The following is a 23,232-nucleotide window of genomic DNA, read 5'->3' on the forward strand; positions in this document are numbered from 1 at the left end:
TTCCCCCCGTTCCCCCCGAGGAGCCCGCTCCCGTCGTTCCCTCCGGAGCTCCCTCGCCCTGGTGGCGGCCTTCGCCGTCGCGGTGAGCGGCCTGACCTTCGGCACGGTGCTCGCGGAGCAGACCACGACCCAGTCGGCCTCGGCCGCGGTCGCCTCGGACTTCGACCCGGGCAACATCATCAGCGACGCGAACTTCTACAACGGCTCGGCGATGAACGCCGCCGCCGTGCAGTCGTTCCTGACGAGCGTCGCGCCGAACTGCCGGAAGTCGTCGAGCGGCCCCGCCTGCCTCAAGGACTTCTCGCAGAAGATGAGCTCGATCGGTGCCGTCTCCGGCCGGTGCAGCGCGATCGCCGGCGGCACCAAGTCGGCCGCGACGATGATCGCCCAGGTCGGTGCCGCGTGCGGCATCAGCCAGAAGGTGCTCCTCGTGCTCCTGCAGAAGGAGCAGGGCATCGTCACGACGTCCTCGCCGACGTCCTACATGTACCTGCACGCCACCGGCTTCGCGTGCCCGGACACCGCCCCGTGCGACCCGGCGTACTTCGGCTTCGGCCAGCAGGTCTACGCAGCGGCCCTGCAGTTCAAGCGGTACCAGGCATCGCCGACCTCGTGGGCGTACCAGGCGGGCCGGACGAACTCGATCCTGCTCAACCCGAACGCGGCCTGCGGTCGGAAGTCCGTCTACATCCAGAACCAGGCCACCGCGAGCCTGTACATCTACACCCCGTACACCCCGAACGCCGCGGCCATGTCGAACCTCTACGGCTCCGGTGACAGCTGCTCCGCCTACGGCAACCGCAACTTCTGGCGCATGTACACCGACTGGTTCGGTGCTGCGGCCGGCGGCGGCAACCCCTACGGCGACGTCGACTCCGTGACCGCGACCTCCACCTCGTCGATCACGGTCACCGGCTGGGCGGCCGACCCGGACACCACCAGCGCCCTGCGCGTCGCGTTCTACGTCGACGGCGCCGGCGCGAAGACCGTCACCGCGGACAACACCCGGAGCGACCTGGCCGGCACCCTCGGCGCGAACAACACCCGGCACGGGTTCTCGGCCGAACTGACCGGGCTGAGCCTCGGCAAGCACTCCGTCTGCAGCTACGCCATCAACCAGGGCCGCGGGGCGAACACCCTGCTCGGCTGCTACACCCGCACCATCACGAGCGCGGCACCCAAGGGCGTCCTCGACTCGGTGACCGGTGGCGTCGGCACGATCTCGGCCACCGGCTGGGTCCTCGACCCCGACTCGTCCAAGCCCGGCTCGTGGAAGATCCTCGTCGACGGCGTGAGCAAGGCGACCGGCACGGCGGACAAGACCCGCACCGACGTGGCGAAGGTCTACCCCGGCGTCGGCAGCACCCTCGGCTTCTCGAAGACGATCGGTGGCATCAGCGCGGGCTCGCGCGCCGTGACGCTGTACGTGATGGACAAGCCCGGCACGAAGTACGTGAAGGTCGCGTCGAAGTCGGTCGTCGTGGACGCCCCGACCACCGGCAAGACCGGCAAGACCGGTGCCGTGCGCGGGTCGTACGACTCCGTCACCGGCGGCGTCGGCACGGCCACCGTGCGCGGCTGGGCGATCGACCCGGACGTGTGGGACCCGGTCAAGTACAAGATCCACGTCGACGGCGTGAGCACGAACAGCGGGGTCGCGGACGCGACCCGCACCGACGTCGAGGCGACGCACCCCACGTGGGGCTCCGACGTCGGCTTGACGCTCCGACTCACCGGCCTGAAGGCGGGCAAGCACACCGTGCGCGTCTACTTCCAGGACCTGCAGGGCGGCAAGTACGTCAGCTTCGGCACCAAGTCCGTGACGGTGACCGCCGCGTCGACCGCCGAACCCGACGCGTCGGGGACGACCGGCAAGACGGGCAAGACCGGCTCGGTCAAGGGTGCGTTCGAGTCCGTGGTCGGTGGCGTGAACAGCGCCACGGTGCGCGGCTGGGCGATCGACCCCGACGTCTGGGACCCCGTCGCCTACAAGATCCACGTCGACGGTGTCGCCATCGCCCCCGGGACCGCGAACGCGAAGCGGACCGACGTCGAGGCCGTGCACCCCGCCTGGGGCTCGGACGTCGGCCTCTCGCTGAAGATCCCCGGGCTGACCGCCGGCACGCACACCGTGCGCGTGTACTTCCGGGAGCTGCCGAGCGGCACGTACAAGAGCTTCGGCACGAAGAGCGTGACGGTCACCGACCCGCCGACCACCGGCAAGACGGGCAAGACCGGCTCGGTCAAGGGCCTGTACGAGTCCGTCACCGGCGGCACGGGCACCGTCACCGTGGCCGGCTGGGCGATCGACCCGGACGTCTGGGACCCGGTCAAGTACAAGATCCACCTGGACGGCGTGGCCGTCTCGCCGGGCACCGTCAACGCGACCCGCACCGACGTGCAGGCCGTGCACCCGGACTGGGGTTCGGACGTCGGGCTGTCGCGGAAGTTCACCGGGGTGAAGAAGGGCACGCACACCGTGCGCGTCTACTTCCAGGACCTGCCGAGCGGCACCTACAAGAGCTTCGGCACGAAGACGGTCACCGTGCAGTAGACGGTCACCAGGTGACGGACGGGAGGCCCGGTACCAGCTGGTACCGGGCCTCCCGTCCGTCTTGGGTCGCGTCGACCGCCGTCAGCGGCGCACGCGCCGCGCCATCAGGCCCACGCCGTGCAGCAGCCGGTACTCGGGGGAGCGCGTGAGGCCCTCGAAGCGGGCCGCGATCTGGTCACGCTCCGCCTCGGCCAGGCGGCGGGCGGTGTCGTACGCGCCGACCTTCTGCTCCGACGCGACCAGGCGCGCGTTGATGTCGTGCACGCCGGCCAGGTGGACGTCGCGGTCGTGCTCGGTCTGCCGGAGCGTCTCGCGCTGGGCGGTGGCCCACCGCAGGAACGCGCCACGCTCGCCGCTCCGGCCCGAGGCGGCGGCGACGGCGGCGTCGAGCGACGGACCGACCTGTTCGGCGCGGCTGCGGAACGAGTGCCGCTCGACCACGACGGCGCGGAGCCGGGCGACCAGGGCGGTGCGCTCGTCGCGGGGCATCGCGAGCACGCGCTCGAGCGAGTCGGCGTCGTCGAACACCGGCACGTCGGACAGGCCGAGCTCGTCGAGCCCGAGCGCGCAGTCGGTGACGGGCAGTGCACCGGACGCGAGCGACTCGTACAGGCGGGAGTTCAGGGTGCCGTACTCGGCGGCCGGCTCGATGACGTCGTCGACGACGAAGCCGGCGGCGCGGTAGACCTCGGGCAGGGCGAAGTAGGACACGGCCGGGCGGAGCTCGACGCCCGCGGAGGCCTCGACGTGGTCGACGTTCGCGGCGAACCAGACGATCGGTTCGGCCGGGGCGACCTCGGCGAGGACGTCCTGCACGCGGCGGCGGACGCCCCAGAAGTTGACCGTGGTCACGGCGCGGTCCGTGCGCTCGCGCGGTGCGGGGGCGTCGGTCGTGAACAGCTCGGTGTCGACGCCGATCGGCACCACCTCGACGGGGCCGGAGTACGCGGCCGCGATCGCGTCGCGGGCGATCCCGGACGACGTCCAGACCGCGTCGAACTCGTCGAGGTACGGCAGGGCTGCCCACTTGGCGGTCCAGTTCCGCACCCACGCCACCAGGGCGGTGCCGGCGGGGACGTACCCGGGCACGAAGGACTCGATCATGCTGACCACGACGGCGGTGTCGGCGGGGAGCTCCTCGCCCCAGCGCTCGAGCGGCCACATCGCGACGCCCCAGCCCTCGGCCCGGAGCGCCCGCGCCAGCCCGAGCGCGACGAACAGGTCGCCCTTGCCCTCGGACGGATCGGCGGTCGACACCGCGAAGCGGATCGTGCCGCGGGGGCCCTCGGCGTGCTCGTCGGCCGCGAGGGCCGCGTAGTCCTCGCGGAGGGGAGAGGACATGGGGGTGCTCGGGATCACTGCGGTCACGCACGCCATTCTGCACGAATCCGCAGCGGCGGCAGGGAGTCCCTGGGCGCGCCTTGTAGGGTGTCATCGGCCCGCGGCACCCCGTCGGCCGACCCATCGACCCGCGCCCGGGGCGCGGCAGCTGCTGGAGGAACTCGCGTGACAGAGCGCAAGCCGGGAGTCGTGTCCGTCATCCTCGTGAACTACAAGGGCACGGACGACACCCTGACGAGCATCGCGGAACTCCGCAAGCAGGACTGGCCGCAGGACAAGCTCGAGGTGATCGTCGTCGAGAACGGTTCAGGCCCCGAGCACCTCGGGCGTCTGAAGGCCTCGAGCCTCGACTTCACCCTGATCGACGCTGGCGCGAACCTCGGGTTCACCGGTGGCTGCAACCTCGGCGTCGAGAAGTCCTCCGGCGAGGTCGTGGCGTTCCTCAACAACGACGCCCGCCCGGACACCGGTTGGGTGCGCGAGGCGATGGCCACCTTCGCCTCCGGTGCCGACATCGGCGCCGTCGCCTCGAAGGTCCTCGACTGGGAAGGCGTCAACGTCGACTTCACCGAGGCCGCGATGACCTGGTACGGCATGGGCTACAAGCCCTTCGCCGGCTCGCCGGACACCGGCCGGTGGGAGAGCGAGACCGACGTCCTGTTCGGCACCGGCGCCGCGATGTTCATCCGCGCCGAGCTCTTCGAGCAGCTCGACGGCTTCGACGACCGCTACTTCATGTTCTACGAGGACGTCGACCTCGGCTGGCGGCTCAACCTGCTCGGCTGGCGCTTCCGGTACCAGCCGAAGTCGGTCGCGTTCCACAAGCACCACGCGTCGATGAACAAGTTCGGCGACTTCCGCGAGACCTACCTGCTCGAGCGGAACGCACTGTTCACGCTCTACAAGAACCTCGGTGACGAGCAGCTCGCCGCGGCGCTGCCCGGTTCCCTGGCGCTCGCCGTCCGCCGTGCCGTGGGCCGCGGGGAGCTCGACTCCACCGAGCTCGACCTGCGCAACCCCGGCGACGACAGCGTCCCGACGATCCCGGTGCCGAAGACGAGCATGGCGGGCATCTACGGCGTCGACCAGTTCGTCGAGCAGCTGCCGCCGATGACCGAGTCCCGCCGCCAGATCCAGGCGACCCGCGTCCGGTCCGACCGCGAGCTCCTCCGCCTGTTCGGCAACCGCGACGAGCCCGCGTACCCGATCGAGAACTACCTGGCCGGCTACGACAAGATCGTGCACTCCCTCGGCGTGCTCGAGGTCGGTACCCGTCGCCGCGTCCTCATCATCACGGGCGACTCGATCGGCGCGAAGATGGCCGGTCCGGCGATCCGTGCCACCCAGATGGCCAAGCAGCTGGCGTCCGAGCACGACGTCCGCGTGGTCAGCCTGACCCGTTCGTCGCCGATCGACCCGTCGTACGAGGTCGTCACGGTCCCGCACCGTCACCCGCGCCAGATGATCGAGCACGAGGGCTGGGCCGACGTCATCATCGTGCAGGGCCACGCGCTCCGGCTGTTCCCGGTGCTCGAGTCGACGAGCAAGATCCTGGTCGTCGACGTCTACGACCCGCTGCACCTCGAGCAGCTGGAACAGGGCCGCAGCGACGACGTCGACAAGTGGAACCGCCAGATCCTCGACGCCTCGGACACGCTGAACCACCAGCTCGAGCTCGGCGACTACTTCATCTGCGCCTCCGAGCGCCAGCGGATGTTCTGGCTCGGGCAGCTCGCCGGCTCCGGCCGCGTGAACGCCCGCACCTACTCGCGCGACGCCGACCTGCGCTCGCTCATCGGCGTCGTGCCGTTCGGCCTGTCCTCGACGCCGCCGGTCCACGACCAGCAGCGCGTCAAGGGCGTCGTGCCGGGCATCGGCAAGAACGACAAGCTCGTCGTCTGGGGCGGTGGGATCTACGACTGGTTCGACCCGATCACCCTGGTCCGCTCGATCGCCCAGCTCGCCGAGCGCCGTCCGTCGGTGAAGCTCTTCTTCATGGGCGTGCAGCACCCGAACCCCGACGTCCCCGAGATGGACATCGTCGCGAAGGTCCGCGCCGAGGCCGACGCCCTCGGTCTCACCGGCAAGCACGTGTTCTTCAACGACCAGTGGATCCCGTACGAGGAGCGCGGCGCCTACCTGCTCGAGGCCGACGCCGGCGTCTCGACGCACTACGAGCACCTCGAGACCACCTTCTCGTTCCGGACCCGCATCCTCGACTATCTGTGGGCACGTCTGCCGATCGTCACGACGGCCGGCGACTCGTTCGGTGACCTCGTCGCAGAAGAGAAGCTCGGCATCGCGGTGCACGAGCAGGACATCGACGGTCTGGCCACCGCGCTCGAGACGGCGCTCTTCGACAAGAAGGCCCGCACCGAGTTCATCGGCAACGTCGACCGCGTGCGCGAGCAGTTCACGTGGGAGAACGTCCTGGCCCCGCTCGTCGAGTTCTGCCGGAACCCGATCCGCGCTGCGGACAAGTCGGTGCGCGACACCGCGTCGTCGATCGAGCCGCACAAGATGCGCGTCCGCGTCCCGGAGCGCAAGAAGCTCTCCGGCGTCCGCTACGACCTCGGCCGTGCCGTGCACTACCTGCGCACCGAGGGCCCCCGCAGCGTCGCCGGCAAGGTGAAGCGGCGCCTGAACCGGTGACCCCGGGGGAGACCACCGCCCTCGTCATCGTCCCGACGTACGACGAGGCCGAGAACATCCGTACGATCACCGCCGCCGTGCTGGCGGCGGTGCCCGGTGCCCACCTGCTCGTCGTCGACGACGGCAGCCCGGACGGCACCGGGGACATCGTGCGGTCCCTGGCGGCCGCGGACGACCGGGTGCACCTGCTGCAGCGCTCCGGCAAGCTCGGGCTCGGCACGGCGTACGTCGCCGGGTTCCGGTGGGGTCTGGAGCGCGGGTACCCGTTGCTGGTCGAGATGGACGCCGACGGCTCGCACCCGGCCGACCGGTTGCCGGCCCTGGTCGACGCCGTGACCGCGTCCGACGACGTCCTGCTCGCCATCGGGTCCCGCTGGGTCCCCGGTGGGTCGGTCGTCGACTGGCCGCTCCGGCGCCAGGCGCTCAGCCGCGGGGCCAACACCTACGCCCGCCTGGCGCTCGGGCTCGACGTGCGGGACATCACCGCCGGCTACCGCGTGTACCGCTCGTCGGCGATCGCGCGGATGGACCTCGGGTCGGTGGACTCGAAGGGGTACTGCTTCCAGGTGGACATGACGCTGCGCGTGGACGCCCTCGGTGGCCGCATCGTCGAGGTGCCCATCCGCTTCCGTGACCGCGTGCACGGCGTCTCCAAGATGAGCCGGTCCATCGTCCTCGAGGCGATGCTCCGCGTCACCCAGTGGGGCGTGCAGCGCCGCCTCGGTCGCCGCACGCGCCCGTAGCGCGCTCGCGTGCTCGCTTCGTGAGCAGGAACGGTCGGGTCGCCTCCGCAGGGGCGACCGTTCCTGCTCACGATGCGCGCGCCGGGAACGCTGGGCGCGACGGCCTGGAGGCGCGGTGCGGGGCCGCCACGGGCCTCCAGGCCGTCGGTGGGTCGCGCCGTACCGCCGCTACACGCGCGGCAGGTGCCGGCGCCACGAGCGGCGCCGCGCGGCGATCACGAGGACCGTCACGAAGAACATCAGCCCCGCGCCGTGCAGCAGGTAGCTCTCCGCCGTGCTGGTGACGGCGAGCAGCACGAGCACGGCGGCCGGCCACACGTACGCCACCCCGGGGAACGTCGTCGCCGTGACCCAGGCACGCGCGAACGCGAGCAACGCGGTGATGCCGAGGATGAGCGTGCCCGCGAACCCGATCTGCAGCCAGGCGTCCAGGAAGGCGTTCAGGCCCGAGGTGAACCGGACGCCGGCGGGGTCGATGAGCGTGACGTAGGGCACGACGGGCTCGGTCGGCCACGTGCCCACCCAGCCCCAGCCCTGGATCGGGTAGCGCTCCACCAGGACCCGGATCTGCGACCACAGGTCCGTCCGGGTGGCCGTGCCGCCGGCCGCCCCGATCTCGGCGAGCAGACGGTGCCGGGCGAGCACCCCGACGGCGAGCGTCAGCAGGACGACCGCACCGAGGACGCCGTTGACCACCGGTCTGGTCGCCGGTCGTGCGTGCCGGAGTGACCAGAGCGCCAGCGCGGTGACGGCGAGCGCGATCATCGCGAGCCCGGTGATGGGCGACTGCACGAGCATGAGGGCGATGACGGCGAGCGAGGTCGAGGCGATCGCGCGCCAGACCGTGACCGAGCGTGTGAGGAACTCGACCACGAAGGTGACCAGGGCCATCGCGGCGATGAAGCCCATGAAGTTGCGCGTGCCGCCGATGCCCTGGATCGGGCCGCCGTACGCGATGTCGCCGCGGATGCCGAACGCCGGGAACGGGACGTCGAGGACCAGGCCGGACAGGACCTCGAGCCCGAGGGCCGTCACGAGCAGGATCCGGAACGCGTCGCCCGAGGCCCGGATCACCTGCACCAGGTCGCGGCCGAGGGCCAGGTACAGCCCGAGGCCGATGAAGCACACGGTCTGCACCAGTCCGCGGAGCGCCACCCAGGAGTACTCGCTCCAGAGCACGCTCAACGCGCAGTAGCCGACGAAGGCCAGCAGCGAGAGGGGGAGGACCCCGTGCCACTCGATCCGGTAGCGCTGGCCGAGCAGGCTCAGCCCCGCGAGCACGAACAGCGTCACGAGCACCGCCCAGGTCCCCGCGCGGCCGACGAGGGCCTCGACGGTGGGCTGGCCGAACCCGAACAGCACGATGACCGTCGCGAGCGCCTGGCTGAACCGTCCACCGGCCGAGAAGCCGATCCAGGCGGAGAGGTACCGGCGCCCGAGCACCTGTCTGCTCACCCGGCCGTCCGTCACGCGTCCATCTTGGCGCACGACCTTGTGACGAGCACACCGCATCGCGGTGTGGCTGTATCGACGATGCGCGATGACCGAACTATCCTCACCGGATGGACCTCGCGCGCAGGGTCGCCGGCGTCCCCCTCGTCGCGGTCGTCGTCGGCCTGCTCACGACCGCCCTGGCCTGGTACCGGCTCGGCCCGGTGCCGCGGAACACCGTCTGGGCCGAGGACGGCGGCGTGTTCCTGCGCGAACGGATCGCGATGGGTCCCGTCGACACCCTGCTGCACCCCTACGCCGGATACGTGCACCTGCTGCCGCGGCTCATCGTCGACCTCGGGTACGCGCTGCCGCCCGAGCGCTACGCGCAGGTGGTGGCGCTCGCCGCGTGCACGGCGGTCGGCGGGGTCTGCGCCCTGGTGTTCGTGCTGTCCCGTGACGTCGTCCGCCCCTGGCCGTTGCGGCTGGTGCTCGCCGCCGTCCCCGTCGTCCTGCCGCTCGCCCCGTACGAGATCAGCGGCAACGCGGCGAACCTGCACTGGTTCCTGCTCGTCCTGGTGCCGTGGGTCTTCGCGTGGCGTGCTCGGTCGTGGTGGGCGGCCGGAGCACTCGCCGTGGTCGCGGGTGCAGCGGTCCTCACCGAACCGCTCACCGCCCTGTTCGCGCCCCTGCTGCTCCTCGCCTGGACGCCCCGTGGCCGGACGCCCGGACCGGCCGGCCGGTGGACCGCGCTGCCGGTCACGCTCGTCGTGGTCGTCGCCCTGGCGGTGCAGGGCATCACGACCCTGACGAGCCCGCGGGCCCTCGCCACGGGGTCGCCGGCAGTGCGCGACGTGCTCGCGGGGTACCTGCTGCGTCCCGTGGCGGGTGCCTGGGACCCGGACCTCGGTGCGGTGCTGACGGCGGTGGTCGAGCACGGCTGGGCGGTGGTCGTGGTGCCCGCAGCCCTGCTGCTCGTCGTCCTGGTGGCGGCCGTCGTGGTCGGGCCGGCGCGCACGCGGTGGATGGTCGCAGCCCTCGCCGTCGGCTCCGTCGCGGTGTGGTGGGTGGCCCTGCTCGCCAACGGCGGCGACGGCCTCCGCTGGTCGGCGCCGGTCGCCGCGATGGCCGCCGTGCCGCCGCAGCGCTACGCCGCGGCCGCCGGCCTGCTGCTGGTGAGCGCCGCGGTGGTCGCCGCAGCCGCGCTCGTGGACGCCGGCAGCTGGTCGCGTGCTGCCGGACGGACGGGAGGCCCTGGTCGCCTCGTCGGCGCGCTGGCCGGTTGGTGCGTGGTCACCGCCGTCGTCGCGTCGGCGGTCCTGCACGTCGCGCCGACGGACACGCGGCGGAGCGGCGGCCCGGTGTGGGTGGGGCAACTGCCGGCGGCGGTGGCGGCGTGCGACGCGGACCCGACGCTCGAGGTCGCCCGGGTGAAGTCGAACCCGTGGTCGTCCCCGGTGTCGTGCTCGTGGCTGTCGCGCTGAGGGAGCGTGCGGGTCAGCGCGTGCCGGCCCAGCGGAACTCGCGCTTGGCGGGTGGCGTGCGCGGACCGTCGCCGGTGGACACCGGTTCCTCGCCGGTCAGCACGATGCGCGTCTTGATGGCGAGCAGGGCGAAGAGCACCCAGTTCCCCTGGTAGAGCAGGCGGGACTCGGCGACGGACTGCACGAGCAGGGCGACGACGACCAGGAGCGGCAGGAGTGACACCGGGTCGAACGACCGCGGACGCAGCGCGGCGTCGTACCCGATGCGGGTCGCGCAGGCCCACGAGCGGGACAGCGTCGTGACCACGTAGATCGCGAAGAGCACCAGGCCGATGATGCCGGTCTGCATCCAGACGTCCAGGTAGGCGTCGTGGGCCTGCAGGTACGTGACGCCCTTGCGCTGCGCCAGGTCGGCGAGGGTCGGGATGCCTGGCCACCAGTACCCGATCCAGCCCCAGCCGCCCACGGGGTGCTGGTCGATCAGGCCGAGCACCTTGGCCCAGATCTCCCCGCGCCCGGTGGCGTCCGAACCCTTGCCGAGCAGCTCGGACACCGGGCCGCGCAGCACGAACGCGGCGACGGCGACGACGACGGCACCCACGGCCAGCAGCAGGTAGCGCGGGGTGCGGCGCTCGGTCGGGACACGGCGCATCCAGACGGCGGCGAGTGCGACCACGGCGACCACGAGTGCGGCGGCGATGACCGTCGACGAGCGGGTGAGGACGAAACCGAGTGCCGCGACGACGAACCAGCCGATCGCCTGGTTCCGGCGGATCCGGCCCTCGGCGAACTGCACGGCGACCACGATCGCGACCAGCAGGGCCACCATCGCGAGCAGGTTGGCGTTGCCGGGCAGCCCCTGGATCCGGCCCCCGGTGAAGAGCTCGGCGCGCGAGAAGTAGAAGGCGTCGGGGACGTCGCGGTCGCCGTAGTCCGTCCAGATCGGGGCGATCGGGTGCCGGACGAACACCGCGACGGCGGCCTCGAACAGGAGCGAGAGCATGAGGACCCACCGGAGCGCGAGGCTCAGGGCGTCGGTGATCCGGCGCCACGTCAGGGTCGAGGCGATCGTGAACGCGACGGCCGCGCAGATCACCTGCACGGTCAGGCTCGAGATCGTCGCGAAGCGCCAGTGCGACCACACCAGGGTCACCAGGCACCAGCCGAGGAACGCCCAGAGCGCCCAGGGGGTGCGGACGAGCGGTGGCCTCGCCCGGACCAGGATCGTGATGCCCCACGCCGCGACGAGGGCCCAGAGGACGCCGGCCCCGACCCAGGTCAGGGTGTTCGGCACGGCGTCGCCCGCGAACAGCACGAACAGGGTCGTCGCCCCGAAGGCGAACGCCTCGCGCTCCGGTACGGTCCCGCGCGCCAGTGGCCAGGTGTTCGTCACGACGCCAGGCTACCGGCCGGTCGCCGTCCGCAGGACTCCACCGGCAGCGCCGGTAGGCTCTGGCCCATGTTCCTCGGCATCACGAACACCCCCCGCGACTACGCCTGGGGCTCGGTCACCGCGATCCCGGAGCTCCTCGGCCGCACCGTCACGGGTGCCCCGCAGGCGGAGCTCTGGCTCGGCGCCCACGCCGGCAGCCCCAGTGTCGTGGTCAACCCGGCCATGGTCGGCGGGGCCGACACGCTCCGCGACTGGATCGCCGACGAGCCGGAGACCGCACTCGGTCCGGACCGCACCGGCCTGCCCTTCCTGCTCAAGGTGCTCGCCGCTGCGGCACCGCTCTCGCTGCAGGCGCACCCGACCCCGGAGCAGGCAGAAGAGGGCTTCGCCCGCGAGGAGCGCGAGGGGATCCCGCTCGACGACCCGGCCCGCAACTACAAGGACCCGTTCCCGAAGCCCGAGCTCGTCGTCGCGCTGAGCGAGCGGTTCGAGGCGCTGAGCGGCTTCCGCCCGGTCGAGGAGACCCTGGCCGAGGTCCGCGTGCTCGACGCCGGTACCGGCCGCCTCGGTCCGCTCGAGGTGCACCTGCTGCACGGGCTCGAGGACACCGTCCGCTGGCTCGAGACCGCCGACGAGTCCGCGCTCGCCGTGGTGCAGGCCGCGAGTGACCTGGCCGTCTCGCTCGACGACGACCTGCTCACCCCGAACACCGCGACCGTCCGCGACCTGGCGACCACCTGGCCCGGCGACCCCGGCATCGTCGTCTCCCTGCTCATGCACCGGGTGACGCTCACCGCGGGGCAGGCCATGTACCTGCCCGCCGGCAACATCCACGCGTACCTCGACGGACTCGGCATCGAGCTGATGGCGCCGTCGGACAACGTGCTGCGCGGCGGGCTCACGCCGAAGCACGTCGACGTGCCGGAGCTCCTGCGGGTGCTCGACTTCACCGCGTACCCGGCACCGGTCCTCGAGCCCGAGCGCATCGCCGAGGGCGTCGACCGGTTCGCGCCGGACGGCGTCGGCTTCGCGCTGCTGCGGGTGGACGGTGACGGTCGCCCGGTGGGCTTGAGCACCGGCGGGGTCGCCCCGCTCGTGGGGCCGTCGATCGCGATCTGCACCGAGGGCGTCGTCACGCTCGTCGGCGCGCAGTCGGCGACCCTGCTCCGCAAGGGCGAGTCGTGCTTCATCACGCCGGACGAGGGCGACGTGACGGTCGAGGCGGACTCCTCCGACGGCATCACGTCGACCGTGTTCATCGCCACCGGCGCCTAGGGGCGCGGACCGGCACCGGGACCGGCGCGGGGCCGCACGCCGTGGCGTGGACCCGCACACCGCCACCGGAGCGTCGCCGACGTCCGCTAGCGTGGCGACCATGAGTTGGCTGGTCACCGGCGGTGCCGGGTACATCGGGTCCCACGTCGTCCGAGCACTGCGCTCGGCCGGCATCGACACGGTCGCGTTCGACGATCTGTCGAGCGGTTTCCGCGCGTTCGTCCCGGACGACGTGCCGTTCGTCGAGGGCACGATCCTCGACGGCGAGCTCGTCGCACGCACGCTGCGCGAGCACGAGGTCACCGGTGTGGTCCACGTCGCGGGATTCAAGTACGCCGGCGTCTCGGTCGAGCGCCCGCTGCACACCTACGAGCAGAACGTCACCGGCATGGCGACCCTGCTGCGCGCGATGGCCGAGACCGGCGTCACCAAGGCGGTCTTCTCGTCCAGCGCGGCGGTCTACGGCACGCCGGACGTCGAGACCGTGGTCGAGTCCACCCCGAAGAACCCGGAGTCGCCGTACGGCGAGTCGAAGCTCATCGGCGAGTGGCTGCTGCGCGACATGGAGGTCGCCGCGGGCTTCACCACCACGTCGCTCCGGTACTTCAACGTCGTCGGTTCCGGGGAGCCCGACCTGTACGACGCCAGCCCGCACAACCTGTTCCCGCTGGTCTTCGACGCGCTGCTCGCCGGCCGGACCCCGCGGATCAACGGCGACGACTACGCCACCCCGGACGGCACCTGCGTCCGTGACTACGTGCACGTGGCCGACCTGGCGCACTCGCACGCGGTGGCCGCGCGGAAGCTCGAGGCGGGGGAGCCGCTGGAGCGTGCCTACAACCTCGGCAGCGGCGACGGTGTGAGCGTCCGGCAGATCATGGACGCGATGGCGTCGGGCACCGGGATCGCCTTCGACCCCGAGATCGCACCGCGGCGCCCCGGCGACCCGGCCCGCATCGTCGCGACCGGCGAAGCGGCCGCCCGTGACCTCGAGTGGGCCATGCGGCACTCCCTGGACGAGATGGTGTCGAGCGCCTGGGAGGCCCGTCGCAGCGCCTCCTGAGCGCCTGAGGACGAGTCAGTTGTCCCCCGGAAGGCCCACCCGAGCGGTGCGACACGCCCAAACGGGGGACATGACACGCTGGAGCGGTCAGTGCCTTCTATGATCCGCGACTTGACTCAGGCGAATGACACCGCTGTAATTACAGGCAACGGCCGCAAGAGTTGGGGTTCGTTGTCGAGGCGGCAGGGGTGATCAGGGTGAACGGTTCCGAGTTCCACGCCGGAGTTCCGGAGGACTGGCACGTCGATCCCGTGGCGCTCGGCGTCCCGGGTGTCCGACGTCCGGAGACCGACGACGAGGAGAACCCGCTCGCCTGGCAGGTCGACTCGCTCTGCGCGCAGACCGACCCCGAGGCGTTCTTCCCCGAGAAGGGCGGCTCCACGCGCGAGGCGAAGAAGATCTGCACCTCGTGCGAGGTCCGGGCGCAGTGCCTCGAGTACGCGCTCGAGAACGACGAACGCTTCGGCATCTGGGGTGGCCTCTCCGAGCGTGAACGCCGCAAGTTGCGGAAACGGGCGTAGGAGCGTTCACGGCGCGCCAGCGCCGTGCGACTGCGCCCCTGAGGAGCCTGCGACGAAGGCGCCGGAAGGCGACCACCTCCGCCCGTCCCGCACCGCGCAGTGAGCGCATCCAAAGGTTCACGGCGCGCCGCCGTCCGCAGCCGACACCGCGCCTCCAGACCGTAGAGTGACGCCCGTCATGCAGCCCAGAGTCACCGCGATCCTCGTCGCCGCCAACGGGGCGGCCCACCTCGACCGGACCCTGGACGCGCTCGCCGCCCAGACCCGCCACCCCGAGAACCTGGTGGTCGTCGACGTCGGCACGACCGACGGATCGACCGCCGAACTGTCCTTCGGCGGGTCCGCGCAGCTCGTCCGGCTGCCCGCCGGTACCGCGTTCGGTGACGCCGTCCGCCAGGGCGAGCGCAGCGCGCCGCCCGTGGCGACCGACGAGCCGGTCGACGAGTGGCTGTGGATCCTCGGCCACGACAACGCGCCGGCACCGACCGCGCTCGCCGACCTGCTGTCCGCCGTCGAGATCGCGCCGTCGGTCGTCGTCGCCGGTCCGAAGCTCGTCGCTGACGACGACCCCTCGCTCATCCGCGCCTTCGGCGAGAGCATGACCCGCTTCGGCCGGTCGATCGTGCTGGTGCAGGACGAGCTCGACCAGGGCCAGCACGACCGCAACACCGACGTGCTCGGTGTCGCCGCAGGTGGCATGCTCGTGCGCCGCTCGGTCTGGAACGAACTCGGCGGCTTCGACCCGGCGCTGCCGGACGTCGACGCGGCCCTCGACTTCTCGGTGCGGGTCCGTCTCGCCGGACACCGCGTCGCCCTCGTGCCGGAGGCCAAGGTCACCAGCGCCGGACCGATCGAGGAGTTCGGCCGCAAGCGCGTGTCCGAGGCGCGGCGCGTCCGGATGCACCGGCAGGCGCAGCTGCACCGCCGGATGACCTACGCGCCCGCCGCGCTGGTCTGGCTGCACTGGCTCACGCTCGTGCCGTTCGCGATCGGCCGCGCGCTCGGTCACCTGGTCGCGAAGCACCCCGCCGCCGTGGTCCCCGAGCTCTCCGCCGCGTTCGCCGTCGCGTTCGGCGGCGGCACGGGGCGGGCGCGCAAGAACCTCGCCCGCACGAAGAAGCTCGGCTGGGCCGCCGTCGAACCGCTCCGCGTGAGCTGGCGTCGGGTGCACGAGCACCGCACCACCTCGCGGGACGTCGAACTCGCCCGGGCCGAGGACGCCCCGATCGCCCGGGCGTCGTTCCTGAGCGACGGCGGCATCTGGGTGGTCCTGGCCGCCGCGGTCCTCAGCGTCGTGACGCTCTACCCGCTGCTCGGGTCGCCGGCCCTGACCGGCGGGGGACTCCTGCCGCTCTCCGCGACGCCTGGACAGCTCTGGCAGAACGTCGGGTACGGCTTCCACTCGCTCGGCACGGGCTTCACCGGCCCGTCCGACCCCTTCGCCGCGGTGCTCGCCGTGCTCGGCTCGATCGTCTTCTGGTCGCCGTCCACCGCGGTCGTGCTCGTCATGCTCGTCGCGTTCCCGTTGTCCGCACTGGGGGCCTGGTTCGCGGTCCGCAAGGTCACGACCCGCACCTGGGTGCCGGTCATCGGTGCGTCGCTCTACGCGATCGCCCCGTCGCTCGTCGGAGCCGTGACGACCGGACTCCTCGGCGCCGTGATCGCGCACCTGGTGCTGCCGTGGCTGTTCGTCGCCGTGCTCGAGGCGCACCGCTCGTGGGCCTGGGCCTCGGGAGCGTCGCTCCTGTTCGCCGTCGTCGCCGCCTCGGCGCCGTCGCTGCTGCCGGTCCTGCTGGTCGGCTGGCTCGTGGCGCTCCTGGTCGGCTGGCGCCGGGCCCACCGTCGCCTGTTCATCCCGGTGCCGACCGCGGTGCTCTTCCTGCCGCTGATCCTGGCGCAGGCGGCACGCGGCAACCTGCTCGCGGTGTTCGCCGACCCGGGTGCGCCGTCCGCGACCCGGGCGCCGTCCGCGCTCCAGCTGGCCATCGGCCAGCCCCTGCCCGACTGGAGCGGCTGGCTCCCCGCGACGTCCGGACTCGCGCTGGTCGCCACGGTCCTGCCGATCGTGATGGCCGTCCTCGCGCTCCCCGTGGCCGCCGCCGCGATCGGGGCGATGCTCGGCCACCGCTGGGCAGTCGCGGGCTCGGCGCTCGTCATCGCGCTCCTCGGCTTCGCCACGGCCTTCGCCGCCACCCACGTCACGGTCACCGGTGTCGGGTCGACCACCACCATCGTCTGGCCCGGCAGCGGTCTGTCCGTGTACTGGCTCGCCCTCGTGGTCGCTGCCTGCATCGGCATCGACGTGCTGCCGAAGGCCGCCCCGGTCACCGGGCTCGTCGCGACCGTGCTCGCCGGCGTGGCCGTGGCTCCGGCCTTCGCGGCGTTCTACCTCGGCACCGCCACGATCGAGCCGACCACCGGCCGGGTGCTCAGCGCGTACGTGAACGCCGAGGCCCAGGCGAACCCGGACGTCGGCACGCTCGTGGTCGTCCCGCAGGACGACGGTTCGCTCGCCGTCACGCTCGAGCGCGGGCAGGGTTCCACCCTCGACGACCAGTCGACGCTCGACGCCACCGCACTCCGGCTGAGCGAGTCCGGCGCACGGCTGACGACGCTCGCCGGCAACCTGGCGAGCCGCAGCGGGTACGACCCCCGGCCGGCGCTCCGCGAGCTCGGCGTGAGCTTCGTGCTGATCGACGACGCCGGTGACGACCCCGAGGCGCAGACGGTGCACGACCGGGCCTCCGGTGCGATCGGTCAGAACGCGCTCTTCACGAGCATCGGCGAGACCACGAACGGCCAGCTGTTCCACTACGAGGGCGAGGTCGACCGCACCCGCTCCGGCTCCGCGGCGACCCAGGCCACCCACGTGCTGTACCTCGTCGTGCTCGGCGTGGTCTTCGGCGCCGCAGCACTCCTCGCGGTCCCGACGGCCCCGCGCCGCCGCCGTGCCACCTCGAACGTCATCGAGGCCGAGGAACCCGCCACCACCTTCGACGAGGAGCGCGACGAATGAGCACCAACCCCTCCTCGGTCCGGCGCTGGATCGTCCGCGGCACCGCCACGGCCGTCGCCGTGGTCGTCGCCGCGGGTGCCGTCACCGCGGCCCACGCAATCGGCACCGAGTCCGAACCCGGTCGACCGGCCGGGCGCACCGTCACGCCGGTCCCCGCCGCCGCCGAGCGTGTCTGCGCCGGCAGTGCGCTGCGCCTGTCCGACGACGCCGGCAACGACGCGACGCAGGCGAGCACCGTCGGCACCGCGACCGTCGCGACCGCGACGACCGGTTCGACGGTCGAGCGGTCCTCGCTCGACTCCTCGACCACCGGCGGCAGCGACCCCCGGCTCCTGACGGCCCCCGCTGGCGAGACGACGCCGCAGGTCGCGGGCAGCAGCTTCCAGAGTGTCTCGAGCGGCGACCTGGTGGGGGCGGGCGCCGCCTCGTGCGACGACCCGACCCAGTCCACGTGGCTCGTCGGCGGCTCGACGGAGACCGGTCGGACGAGCCTCGTCACGCTCTCGAACCCGACCGACGTGAACGCCACGGTCGACCTGACGATCTTCGACGGCTCGGGGACGGTCAGCGCGCCCGGGACCACCGGCATCGTCGTCGCGCCGAACACGCAGAAGGTCGTCCCGCTGTCGGGCTTCGTGTCCGACGCCGCCTCGACGGTCGTGCACGTCACGTCGTCCGGCGGCCAGATCGTCGCGCACATGCAGGAGTCCGTCGTCCGCACCCTCACCCCGGGCGGCTACGACATCGTCTCCGGTGGAGCGGCCCCGTCCCGCTCGCAGGTGATCCCCGCCGTCGCCCTCGCCGACGCGCAGGCCGCCCAGCGCGGCGACGACACGGCCGACGCGGCGCCGATCGTCCGGCTGTTCGTCCCCGGCACGAAGTCGGCGCGCGTCACCCTCGGCATCAGCACGGCCGACGGCGGCGGCACGACCGTCAACGCCACCGCCGAGCCCGGGGTCGTCACCGACGTCGCGCTCGACGACTTCCCGGACGGCCGGTACTCGTTCACCGTCACCTCGACCGAGCCGGTCGTCACCGGTGCGCGCACCACGACGCCGACCGACGGTGCCAGCAGCGGCACCGACCTCGGGTGGTTCGCCTCGGCCGAGCCGCTGGGCGACCGGACGATCACCGCCATCGCCCCGGGCGAGGGTGTGCGGCTGAACTTCGTGAACCCCACCCGCCAGGACCGCTCCGTCACGGTGGGGTCGGGCGACGAGCGGCGCACGCTGAAGATCCTGTCCGGTGCGACCGTGACGCTCCCGGTGCAGACCGCGAAGCAGCTCACGCTGACCGGTACGGAGGGCATCGTCGCGGGCGTGACCTACCGCGGGGCCGACGGCATCGCCGGGTTCCCGGTGCGTCCGGCGACCGACGTCTCCACCCCGGTCCGCGTCTACCCCTGACGCCCGGCGCGATCGGCCCGGCTCACCAGTGCCGGTAGCGGTCCGGTGCCAGGTCCCAGGGGTCCTTGCCGATCAGCTCGCCGACCGCGCGGAACACCGCGGTCTCGATGATGATGCGGCGGTCCGAGTCGTGCTTCTCGGGGCTCCGGTTCACCCGCTCGACGGGGATCCGGAAGACGGTCACGCGGCGGGTGTCGCGGTCGATCCGCCAGCGCGGCATCTCGTCCGGCAGGGTCGTGTCGCTCGGCATGTCCGCGACCTGGAACACGACGCCGGAGAGCTCCTCGGGCCAGAGACCGAGCAGGTAGTGCGCGCTGTCGCCGACGATCCGGTCGAACGCCTCGGCGCGGGTGATGATCGGCGCGAGCTCGGGCCCGGTGACGCTCGAGCGCCCACCGCGGCCGTGCCGGGAGCGCCCCCGACCGCGGTCGACCGGGGTGACGAGGCGAGGCTTCCGACGCATCCCCACATCGTACGCGGGGACGGGTGCGCGCCGGACGCTCCGCTAGGCTCCCTGTCGAGATGGACGTGCGGATCTGCAGCAAGGTGGCGTGTGCCAACAGCGCTTCGTCGACCCTGACGTACGACTACGGCGACTCCATGGTGGTCGTCGGTCCGCTGTCGACCCGGGTCGAGCCGCACGGCTACGACCTCTGCGCCCGGCACGCTGCCGCCCTGCGCGTCCCGCGCGGCTGGCAGGTGGTGCGGCGCGAGCCGCTGCCGCGCGACGTCGACTGACGGCTCGCGTCCGCGACGTGGGTGCGGGGGTCGGTCTGGAGGCCCGGGGAACGTGACCGGGATCGGCTGGTGATCCGCGCCTCCCGGCATGGAAGACTGGTGGGCATGCCCACCGAAACCCGCACCGCTGCTGCGTTCCGCGTCGCCGACCTGTCCCTCGCCGAGGCCGGCCGGCACCAGATCCGCCTCGCCGAGAACGAGATGCCGGGCCTGATGTCCCTGCGTGACGAGTTCGCCGCGTCGCAGCCGCTCGCCGGCGCGCGCATCGCCGGGTCCCTGCACATGACGGTGCAGACCGCGGTGCTCATCGAGACGCTCGTCGCCCTCGGGGCGCAGGTGCGCTGGGCCAGCTGCAACATCTTCTCCACCCAGGACGAAGCCGCGGCCGCCGTCGCCGTCGGGCCCACCGGCAACCCGGACGCCCCCGCCGGCGTCCCGGTGTTCGCGTGGAAGGGCGAGACGCTCGAGGAGTACTGGTGGTGCACCAGCCGCATCTTCGACTGGAGCGACGAGGCCGCCGCGGCGGGTGCCGACTGGACCGGACCGAACCTGATCCTCGACGACGGCGGCGACGCCACGATGCTCGTGCACACCGGCGCCGACGCCGAGGCGGCCGGTGCCGCTCCGGTCGCCGAGCCGGACGCGAGCACCGAGTGGAAGATCGTGCTCGACACCGTCGCGCGGTCGCTCGAGACGTCGTCGGACCGCTGGACCCGCATCGCGGCCGACATCCAGGGCGTCACCGAGGAGACCACCACGGGCGTCCACCGCCTGTACGAGCTGTTCCGGAACGGCGAGCTGAAGTTCCCGGCGATCAACGTGAACGACTCGGTGACGAAGTCGAAGTTCGACAACAAGTACGGCATCCGGCACTCGCTGCCCGACGGCCTGAACCGGGCCACCGACGTGCTCATCGGCGGCAAGGTCGCCTTCGTCGTCGGCTACGGCGACGTCGGCAAGGGTGCGGCCGAGGCGCTCCGCGGGCAGGGCGCCCGCGTCATCGTCAGCGAGGTCGACCCGATCTGCGCGCTGCAGGCCGCGATGGACGGCTACCAGGTCGCGCGCCTGGCGGACGTCGTCGACACCGTCGACATGGTCATCACGTGCACCGGCAACCTGGGCGTCGTCGGGGTCGACGAGATGCTCGGGCTGAAGCACCTGGCGATCGTGGCGAACGTGGGGCACTTCGACAACGAGATCGACATGGCGGGGCTCGAAGCGCTGCCCGGCGTCTCGAAGGTCGAGATCAAGCCGCAGGTGCACGAGTGGCGGCTGCCGACCGGGCGGTCGATCCTGGTGCTGTCCGAGGGCCGGCTCATGAACCTCGGCAACGCCACCGGGCACCCGTCGTTCGTGATGAGCAACTCGTTCACGAACCAGGTGCTCGCGCAGATCGAGCTGCACACCCGGCGCGAGGAGTACCCGACCGGCGTGTACGTGCTGCCGAAGCACCTGGACGAGAAGGTCGCGCGCCTGCACCTCGACGCCCTCGGGGTACAGCTGACGTCGCTGCGTCCGGAGCAGGCGGCGTACATCGGTGTACCGGTCGAGGGTCCCTTCAAGCCGGACCACTACCGCTACTGACTGCGGCGGGGCGGCCGCTTCCGCTGAACACCGGTGTTCGCACGTTGAACCCCCGCACGCGGGTGTTCGGAGTGCGAACACCGGTGTCTTGCGAGCAGCCCGGGCGCCGCGGTGCGCGTCAGCGCGGGAAGCCCGGCGGGGGCGCCGCCGCGGTCGCCCCCGCGGCGGTCAGCAGCTCCGCGCGGGCACCCAGCGCCCGGACGTCCCGACGACGCCGCAGCACGACGACCCCGGCCAGGAAGACCTCGGGCGGGACGGGCGGCACCGGGTGCGCGAACGCGGACACCTCGGCCGCCAGGGTCTGCGCCGCCGCCTCGCGCAGTTCGGGGCGCATCAGTGCAGCCCCGCGGAAGAACGCACCGAGGCGGTTCTCCAACCGCTGCGGCAGCGCCGAGACGTCCGCGACACCGGCCCAGGCCGTCAGCTCCGGGGGCAGCAGCACCTCGGGATCCCGCTGCTTCGGCAGCCGCTCGTGCTGCACGATCGTGCCCGCCAGCAGGTCCCCGAGGCGCCGCGGCCGACTGCCGAACAGCGCGACGAGCAGGGCGACCGAGCCGAACGTCATCCAGAGCTCGAACAGGCCGACGAGCGACCGCGTGAAGGCGTGCCGGAAGCCGATCGCGCCGCCGTCGAGCCGGACGACCCGGGTGCCGGTGGCGAACCGTCCGACGCTCCGCCCCTTCGTCACGGTCTCGACCGCCGCGGGGACCAGCACGAGCACGACGACGAGCAGCACGATGTTGAGCGCAGCACCCCAGGCCGGCTCGAGCCCCCTCGGCCAGAGCCGCCAGACGCCGAACAGCGCGAGCACGAACAGGACGAGGACGCACAGGCCGTCCAGCAGCGCGGCCGCGAGCCGCAGCACGAGTCCGGCGGGCTGGACGTCGAGCGCGACGCCCTCGCCCACCACCAGCTCGTCGGCGGTCTCGTCGAGGTCGCGCGAGAACCGGGCGTCGGCGAGGTCACGCGGCGTGCGGGGCTTCGGCATGGGATCATTCTGTCGGAGATCGCGCGACCTGAGGGGGAACACGTGGACCTGGATGCCTACACCGAGGTGCACCGTGACCGGTGGCAGGAGCTCGACCGTCTGGCGCGTGCCCGGCACCGGTCCGGCGCGGACGTCGACCGGCTCGTCGCCGGCTACCAGGAGGCCGCGACCGACCTCGCCCGCATCCGGGGCGCAGCACCGCGCACCGTGACCGGCGACCGGCTCTCGCTGACGCTGTTCCGCGCCCGCCTGCGCTTCACCGGCACGCCCGTCGACCCCTTGACCGCCGTCGCCCTGTTCTTCACGCGGCAGCTGCCCGCGGCGCTCTACCGGATCCGCTGGGTGACGATCTGGGTCGCGCTCGCCACGGTGGCGATCGGGGCGATCGTCGCCGTCTGGATCACGACCACCCCAGGTGCGACGGCGACGTTCGGCAGCGAGGAGGCCCTGCGCCGGTACGCCACGCAGGACTTCGTCGACTACTACTCCGACCGTGGCCTCGGGGCCTTCACCGCGCAGGTCTGGACGAACAACGCCTACATCGCCGCGACGATGGTGGCGTTCGGCATCACCGGGGTCTTCGTGCCGTTCTCGATCATGCAGAACGCCGTCAGCCTCGGGGTCTCCGCGGCGATCATGCACTCCCAGGGACGCCTGGCCGACTTCTTCCTCTACATCTCCCCGCACGGGCAGCTCGAGCTCTACTCGGTGTTCCTCGCGGGCGGTGCGGGGCTGATGATCTTCTGGTCGTGGGTGGCACCGGGGTCCGGACGGACGCGCGCCCAGGCCCTCGCCGAGGACGGCCGCGCACTCATCACCATCGCGATCGGTCTGACCCTGACCCTGCTGCTGTCCGGCATCGTCGAGGGCGTGGTGACGCGGCAGGACTGGCCGTGGCCGATCAAGATCGGCATCGGCACCCTCGCTCTGGTCGCGGTGCTCGCCTACCAGTGGGTGCTCGGCGGCCGCGCGTACCGAGCGGGGGAGCGCGGCGACCTCGAGGAGTTCGAGCGCGGCTCCACCGCCCTGGTGGCCGGCTAGCG

The 23,232-nt window shown here is 72.3% G+C and carries 17 protein-coding genes; 12 read left to right on the forward strand and 5 right to left on the reverse strand.

The window, feature by feature from the left end:
* Positions 1-2,554, forward strand: a 2,554-nt coding sequence (locus tag DEJ05_RS11930; protein ID WP_220037023.1) for a hypothetical protein, incomplete at its 5' end; no start/stop codon positions are given.
* An 81-nt stretch (positions 2,555-2,635) separates the two neighbouring features.
* On the opposite strand, the gene DEJ05_RS11935 is transcribed toward DEJ05_RS11930, so the two are convergent.
* On the reverse strand, positions 2,636-3,922 hold the full coding sequence (locus DEJ05_RS11935; RefSeq protein ID WP_181440719.1) for a glycosyltransferase: 1,287 nt from the start codon (positions 3,920-3,922) through the stop codon (positions 2,636-2,638).
* Positions 3,923-4,060: 138 nt separating this feature from the next.
* Between DEJ05_RS11935 and DEJ05_RS11940 the strand changes: the two genes are divergently transcribed.
* Positions 4,061-6,547 (forward strand): glycosyltransferase, encoded by a 2,487-nt coding sequence (locus tag DEJ05_RS11940; RefSeq protein WP_111110512.1) that lies wholly within the window; start codon positions 4,061-4,063, stop codon positions 6,545-6,547.
* A complete protein-coding gene (locus tag DEJ05_RS11945) occupies positions 6,544-7,290 on the forward strand; it encodes a polyprenol monophosphomannose synthase (RefSeq protein WP_111110513.1) in 747 nt (248 codons plus the stop codon). Before DEJ05_RS11940 ends, DEJ05_RS11945 begins: the two co-directional genes overlap by 4 nt.
* Before the next feature lie 168 nt (positions 7,291-7,458).
* Here the strand turns inward: DEJ05_RS11945 and DEJ05_RS11950 are convergent, their stop codons facing one another.
* Positions 7,459-8,760, reverse strand: a complete 1,302-nt coding sequence (locus DEJ05_RS11950; protein WP_181440720.1) for an O-antigen ligase — start codon at positions 8,758-8,760, stop codon at positions 7,459-7,461.
* A 92-nt stretch (positions 8,761-8,852) separates the two neighbouring features.
* Between DEJ05_RS11950 and DEJ05_RS11955 the strand changes: the two genes are divergently transcribed.
* Entirely contained in the window at positions 8,853-10,205 is a 1,353-nt protein-coding gene (locus DEJ05_RS11955; RefSeq protein WP_111110515.1) for a hypothetical protein, read from the forward strand.
* A gap of 13 nt (positions 10,206-10,218) precedes the next feature.
* Here DEJ05_RS11955 and DEJ05_RS11960 read toward each other — a convergent pair whose 3' ends face one another.
* Complete coding sequence (locus tag DEJ05_RS11960) at positions 10,219-11,598, reverse strand: O-antigen ligase (protein ID WP_111110516.1); 1,380 nt, start codon at positions 11,596-11,598, stop codon at positions 10,219-10,221.
* A 66-nt stretch (positions 11,599-11,664) separates the two neighbouring features.
* Here DEJ05_RS11960 and manA point away from each other — a divergent pair, with 66 nt between their 5' ends.
* The 5 genes from manA to DEJ05_RS11985 all read left to right on the forward strand — a co-directional run bounded on the left by manA (position 11,665) and on the right by DEJ05_RS11985 (position 18,879).
* Entirely contained in the window at positions 11,665-12,873 is a 1,209-nt protein-coding gene (manA, locus tag DEJ05_RS11965; protein WP_111104479.1) for a mannose-6-phosphate isomerase, class I, read from the forward strand.
* 100 nt (positions 12,874-12,973) lie between these two features.
* Positions 12,974-13,936, forward strand: coding sequence for a UDP-glucose 4-epimerase GalE (gene galE / locus DEJ05_RS11970; protein ID WP_071405789.1), 963 nt, complete (start codon positions 12,974-12,976; stop codon positions 13,934-13,936).
* A 188-nt stretch (positions 13,937-14,124) separates the two neighbouring features.
* Positions 14,125-14,457, forward strand: a complete 333-nt coding sequence (locus DEJ05_RS11975) for a WhiB family transcriptional regulator (protein ID WP_081827389.1) — start codon at positions 14,125-14,127, stop codon at positions 14,455-14,457.
* A gap of 178 nt (positions 14,458-14,635) precedes the next feature.
* Positions 14,636-17,473, forward strand: a complete 2,838-nt coding sequence (locus DEJ05_RS11980; RefSeq protein ID WP_111110517.1) for a glycosyltransferase family 2 protein — start codon at positions 14,636-14,638, stop codon at positions 17,471-17,473.
* Positions 17,470-18,879 carry a DUF5719 family protein gene (locus tag DEJ05_RS11985; protein ID WP_111110518.1) on the forward strand — a complete coding sequence of 470 codons (1,410 nt, stop codon included), beginning with the start codon at positions 17,470-17,472 and terminating at the stop codon, positions 18,877-18,879. Before DEJ05_RS11980 ends, DEJ05_RS11985 begins: the two co-directional genes overlap by 4 nt.
* Before the next feature lie 22 nt (positions 18,880-18,901).
* On the opposite strand, the gene DEJ05_RS11990 is transcribed toward DEJ05_RS11985, so the two are convergent.
* Positions 18,902-19,342 carry a metallopeptidase family protein gene (locus tag DEJ05_RS11990; protein WP_111110519.1) on the reverse strand — a complete coding sequence of 147 codons (441 nt, stop codon included), beginning with the start codon at positions 19,340-19,342 and terminating at the stop codon, positions 18,902-18,904.
* Positions 19,343-19,401: 59 nt separating this feature from the next.
* On the opposite strand from DEJ05_RS11990, the gene DEJ05_RS11995 reads away from it, so the two are divergent.
* Both DEJ05_RS11995 and ahcY read left to right on the forward strand, forming a co-directional pair.
* Positions 19,402-19,617, forward strand: a complete 216-nt coding sequence (locus tag DEJ05_RS11995; RefSeq protein WP_071405769.1) for a DUF3499 family protein — start codon at positions 19,402-19,404, stop codon at positions 19,615-19,617.
* 105 nt (positions 19,618-19,722) lie between these two features.
* The gene (gene ahcY / locus DEJ05_RS12000) at positions 19,723-21,201 is read left to right on the forward strand and encodes an adenosylhomocysteinase (protein WP_111110532.1); all 1,479 of its coding nucleotides are present in this window, start codon (positions 19,723-19,725) and stop codon (positions 21,199-21,201) included.
* A 118-nt stretch (positions 21,202-21,319) separates the two neighbouring features.
* On the opposite strand, the gene DEJ05_RS12005 is transcribed toward ahcY, so the two are convergent.
* On the reverse strand, positions 21,320-22,189 hold the full coding sequence (locus DEJ05_RS12005) for an RDD family protein (protein WP_111039894.1): 870 nt from the start codon (positions 22,187-22,189) through the stop codon (positions 21,320-21,322).
* A 42-nt stretch (positions 22,190-22,231) separates the two neighbouring features.
* Between DEJ05_RS12005 and DEJ05_RS12010 the strand changes: the two genes are divergently transcribed.
* Complete coding sequence (locus DEJ05_RS12010; RefSeq protein WP_111110520.1) at positions 22,232-23,230, forward strand: stage II sporulation protein M; 999 nt, start codon at positions 22,232-22,234, stop codon at positions 23,228-23,230.
* Positions 23,231-23,232 lie beyond the last annotated feature (2 nt).

Origin of the sequence: Curtobacterium sp. MCLR17_045 (genome assembly GCF_003234405.1) — a bacterium.
GTDB classification, from domain to species: Bacteria; Actinomycetota; Actinomycetes; order Actinomycetales; family Microbacteriaceae; genus Curtobacterium; species Curtobacterium flaccumfaciens.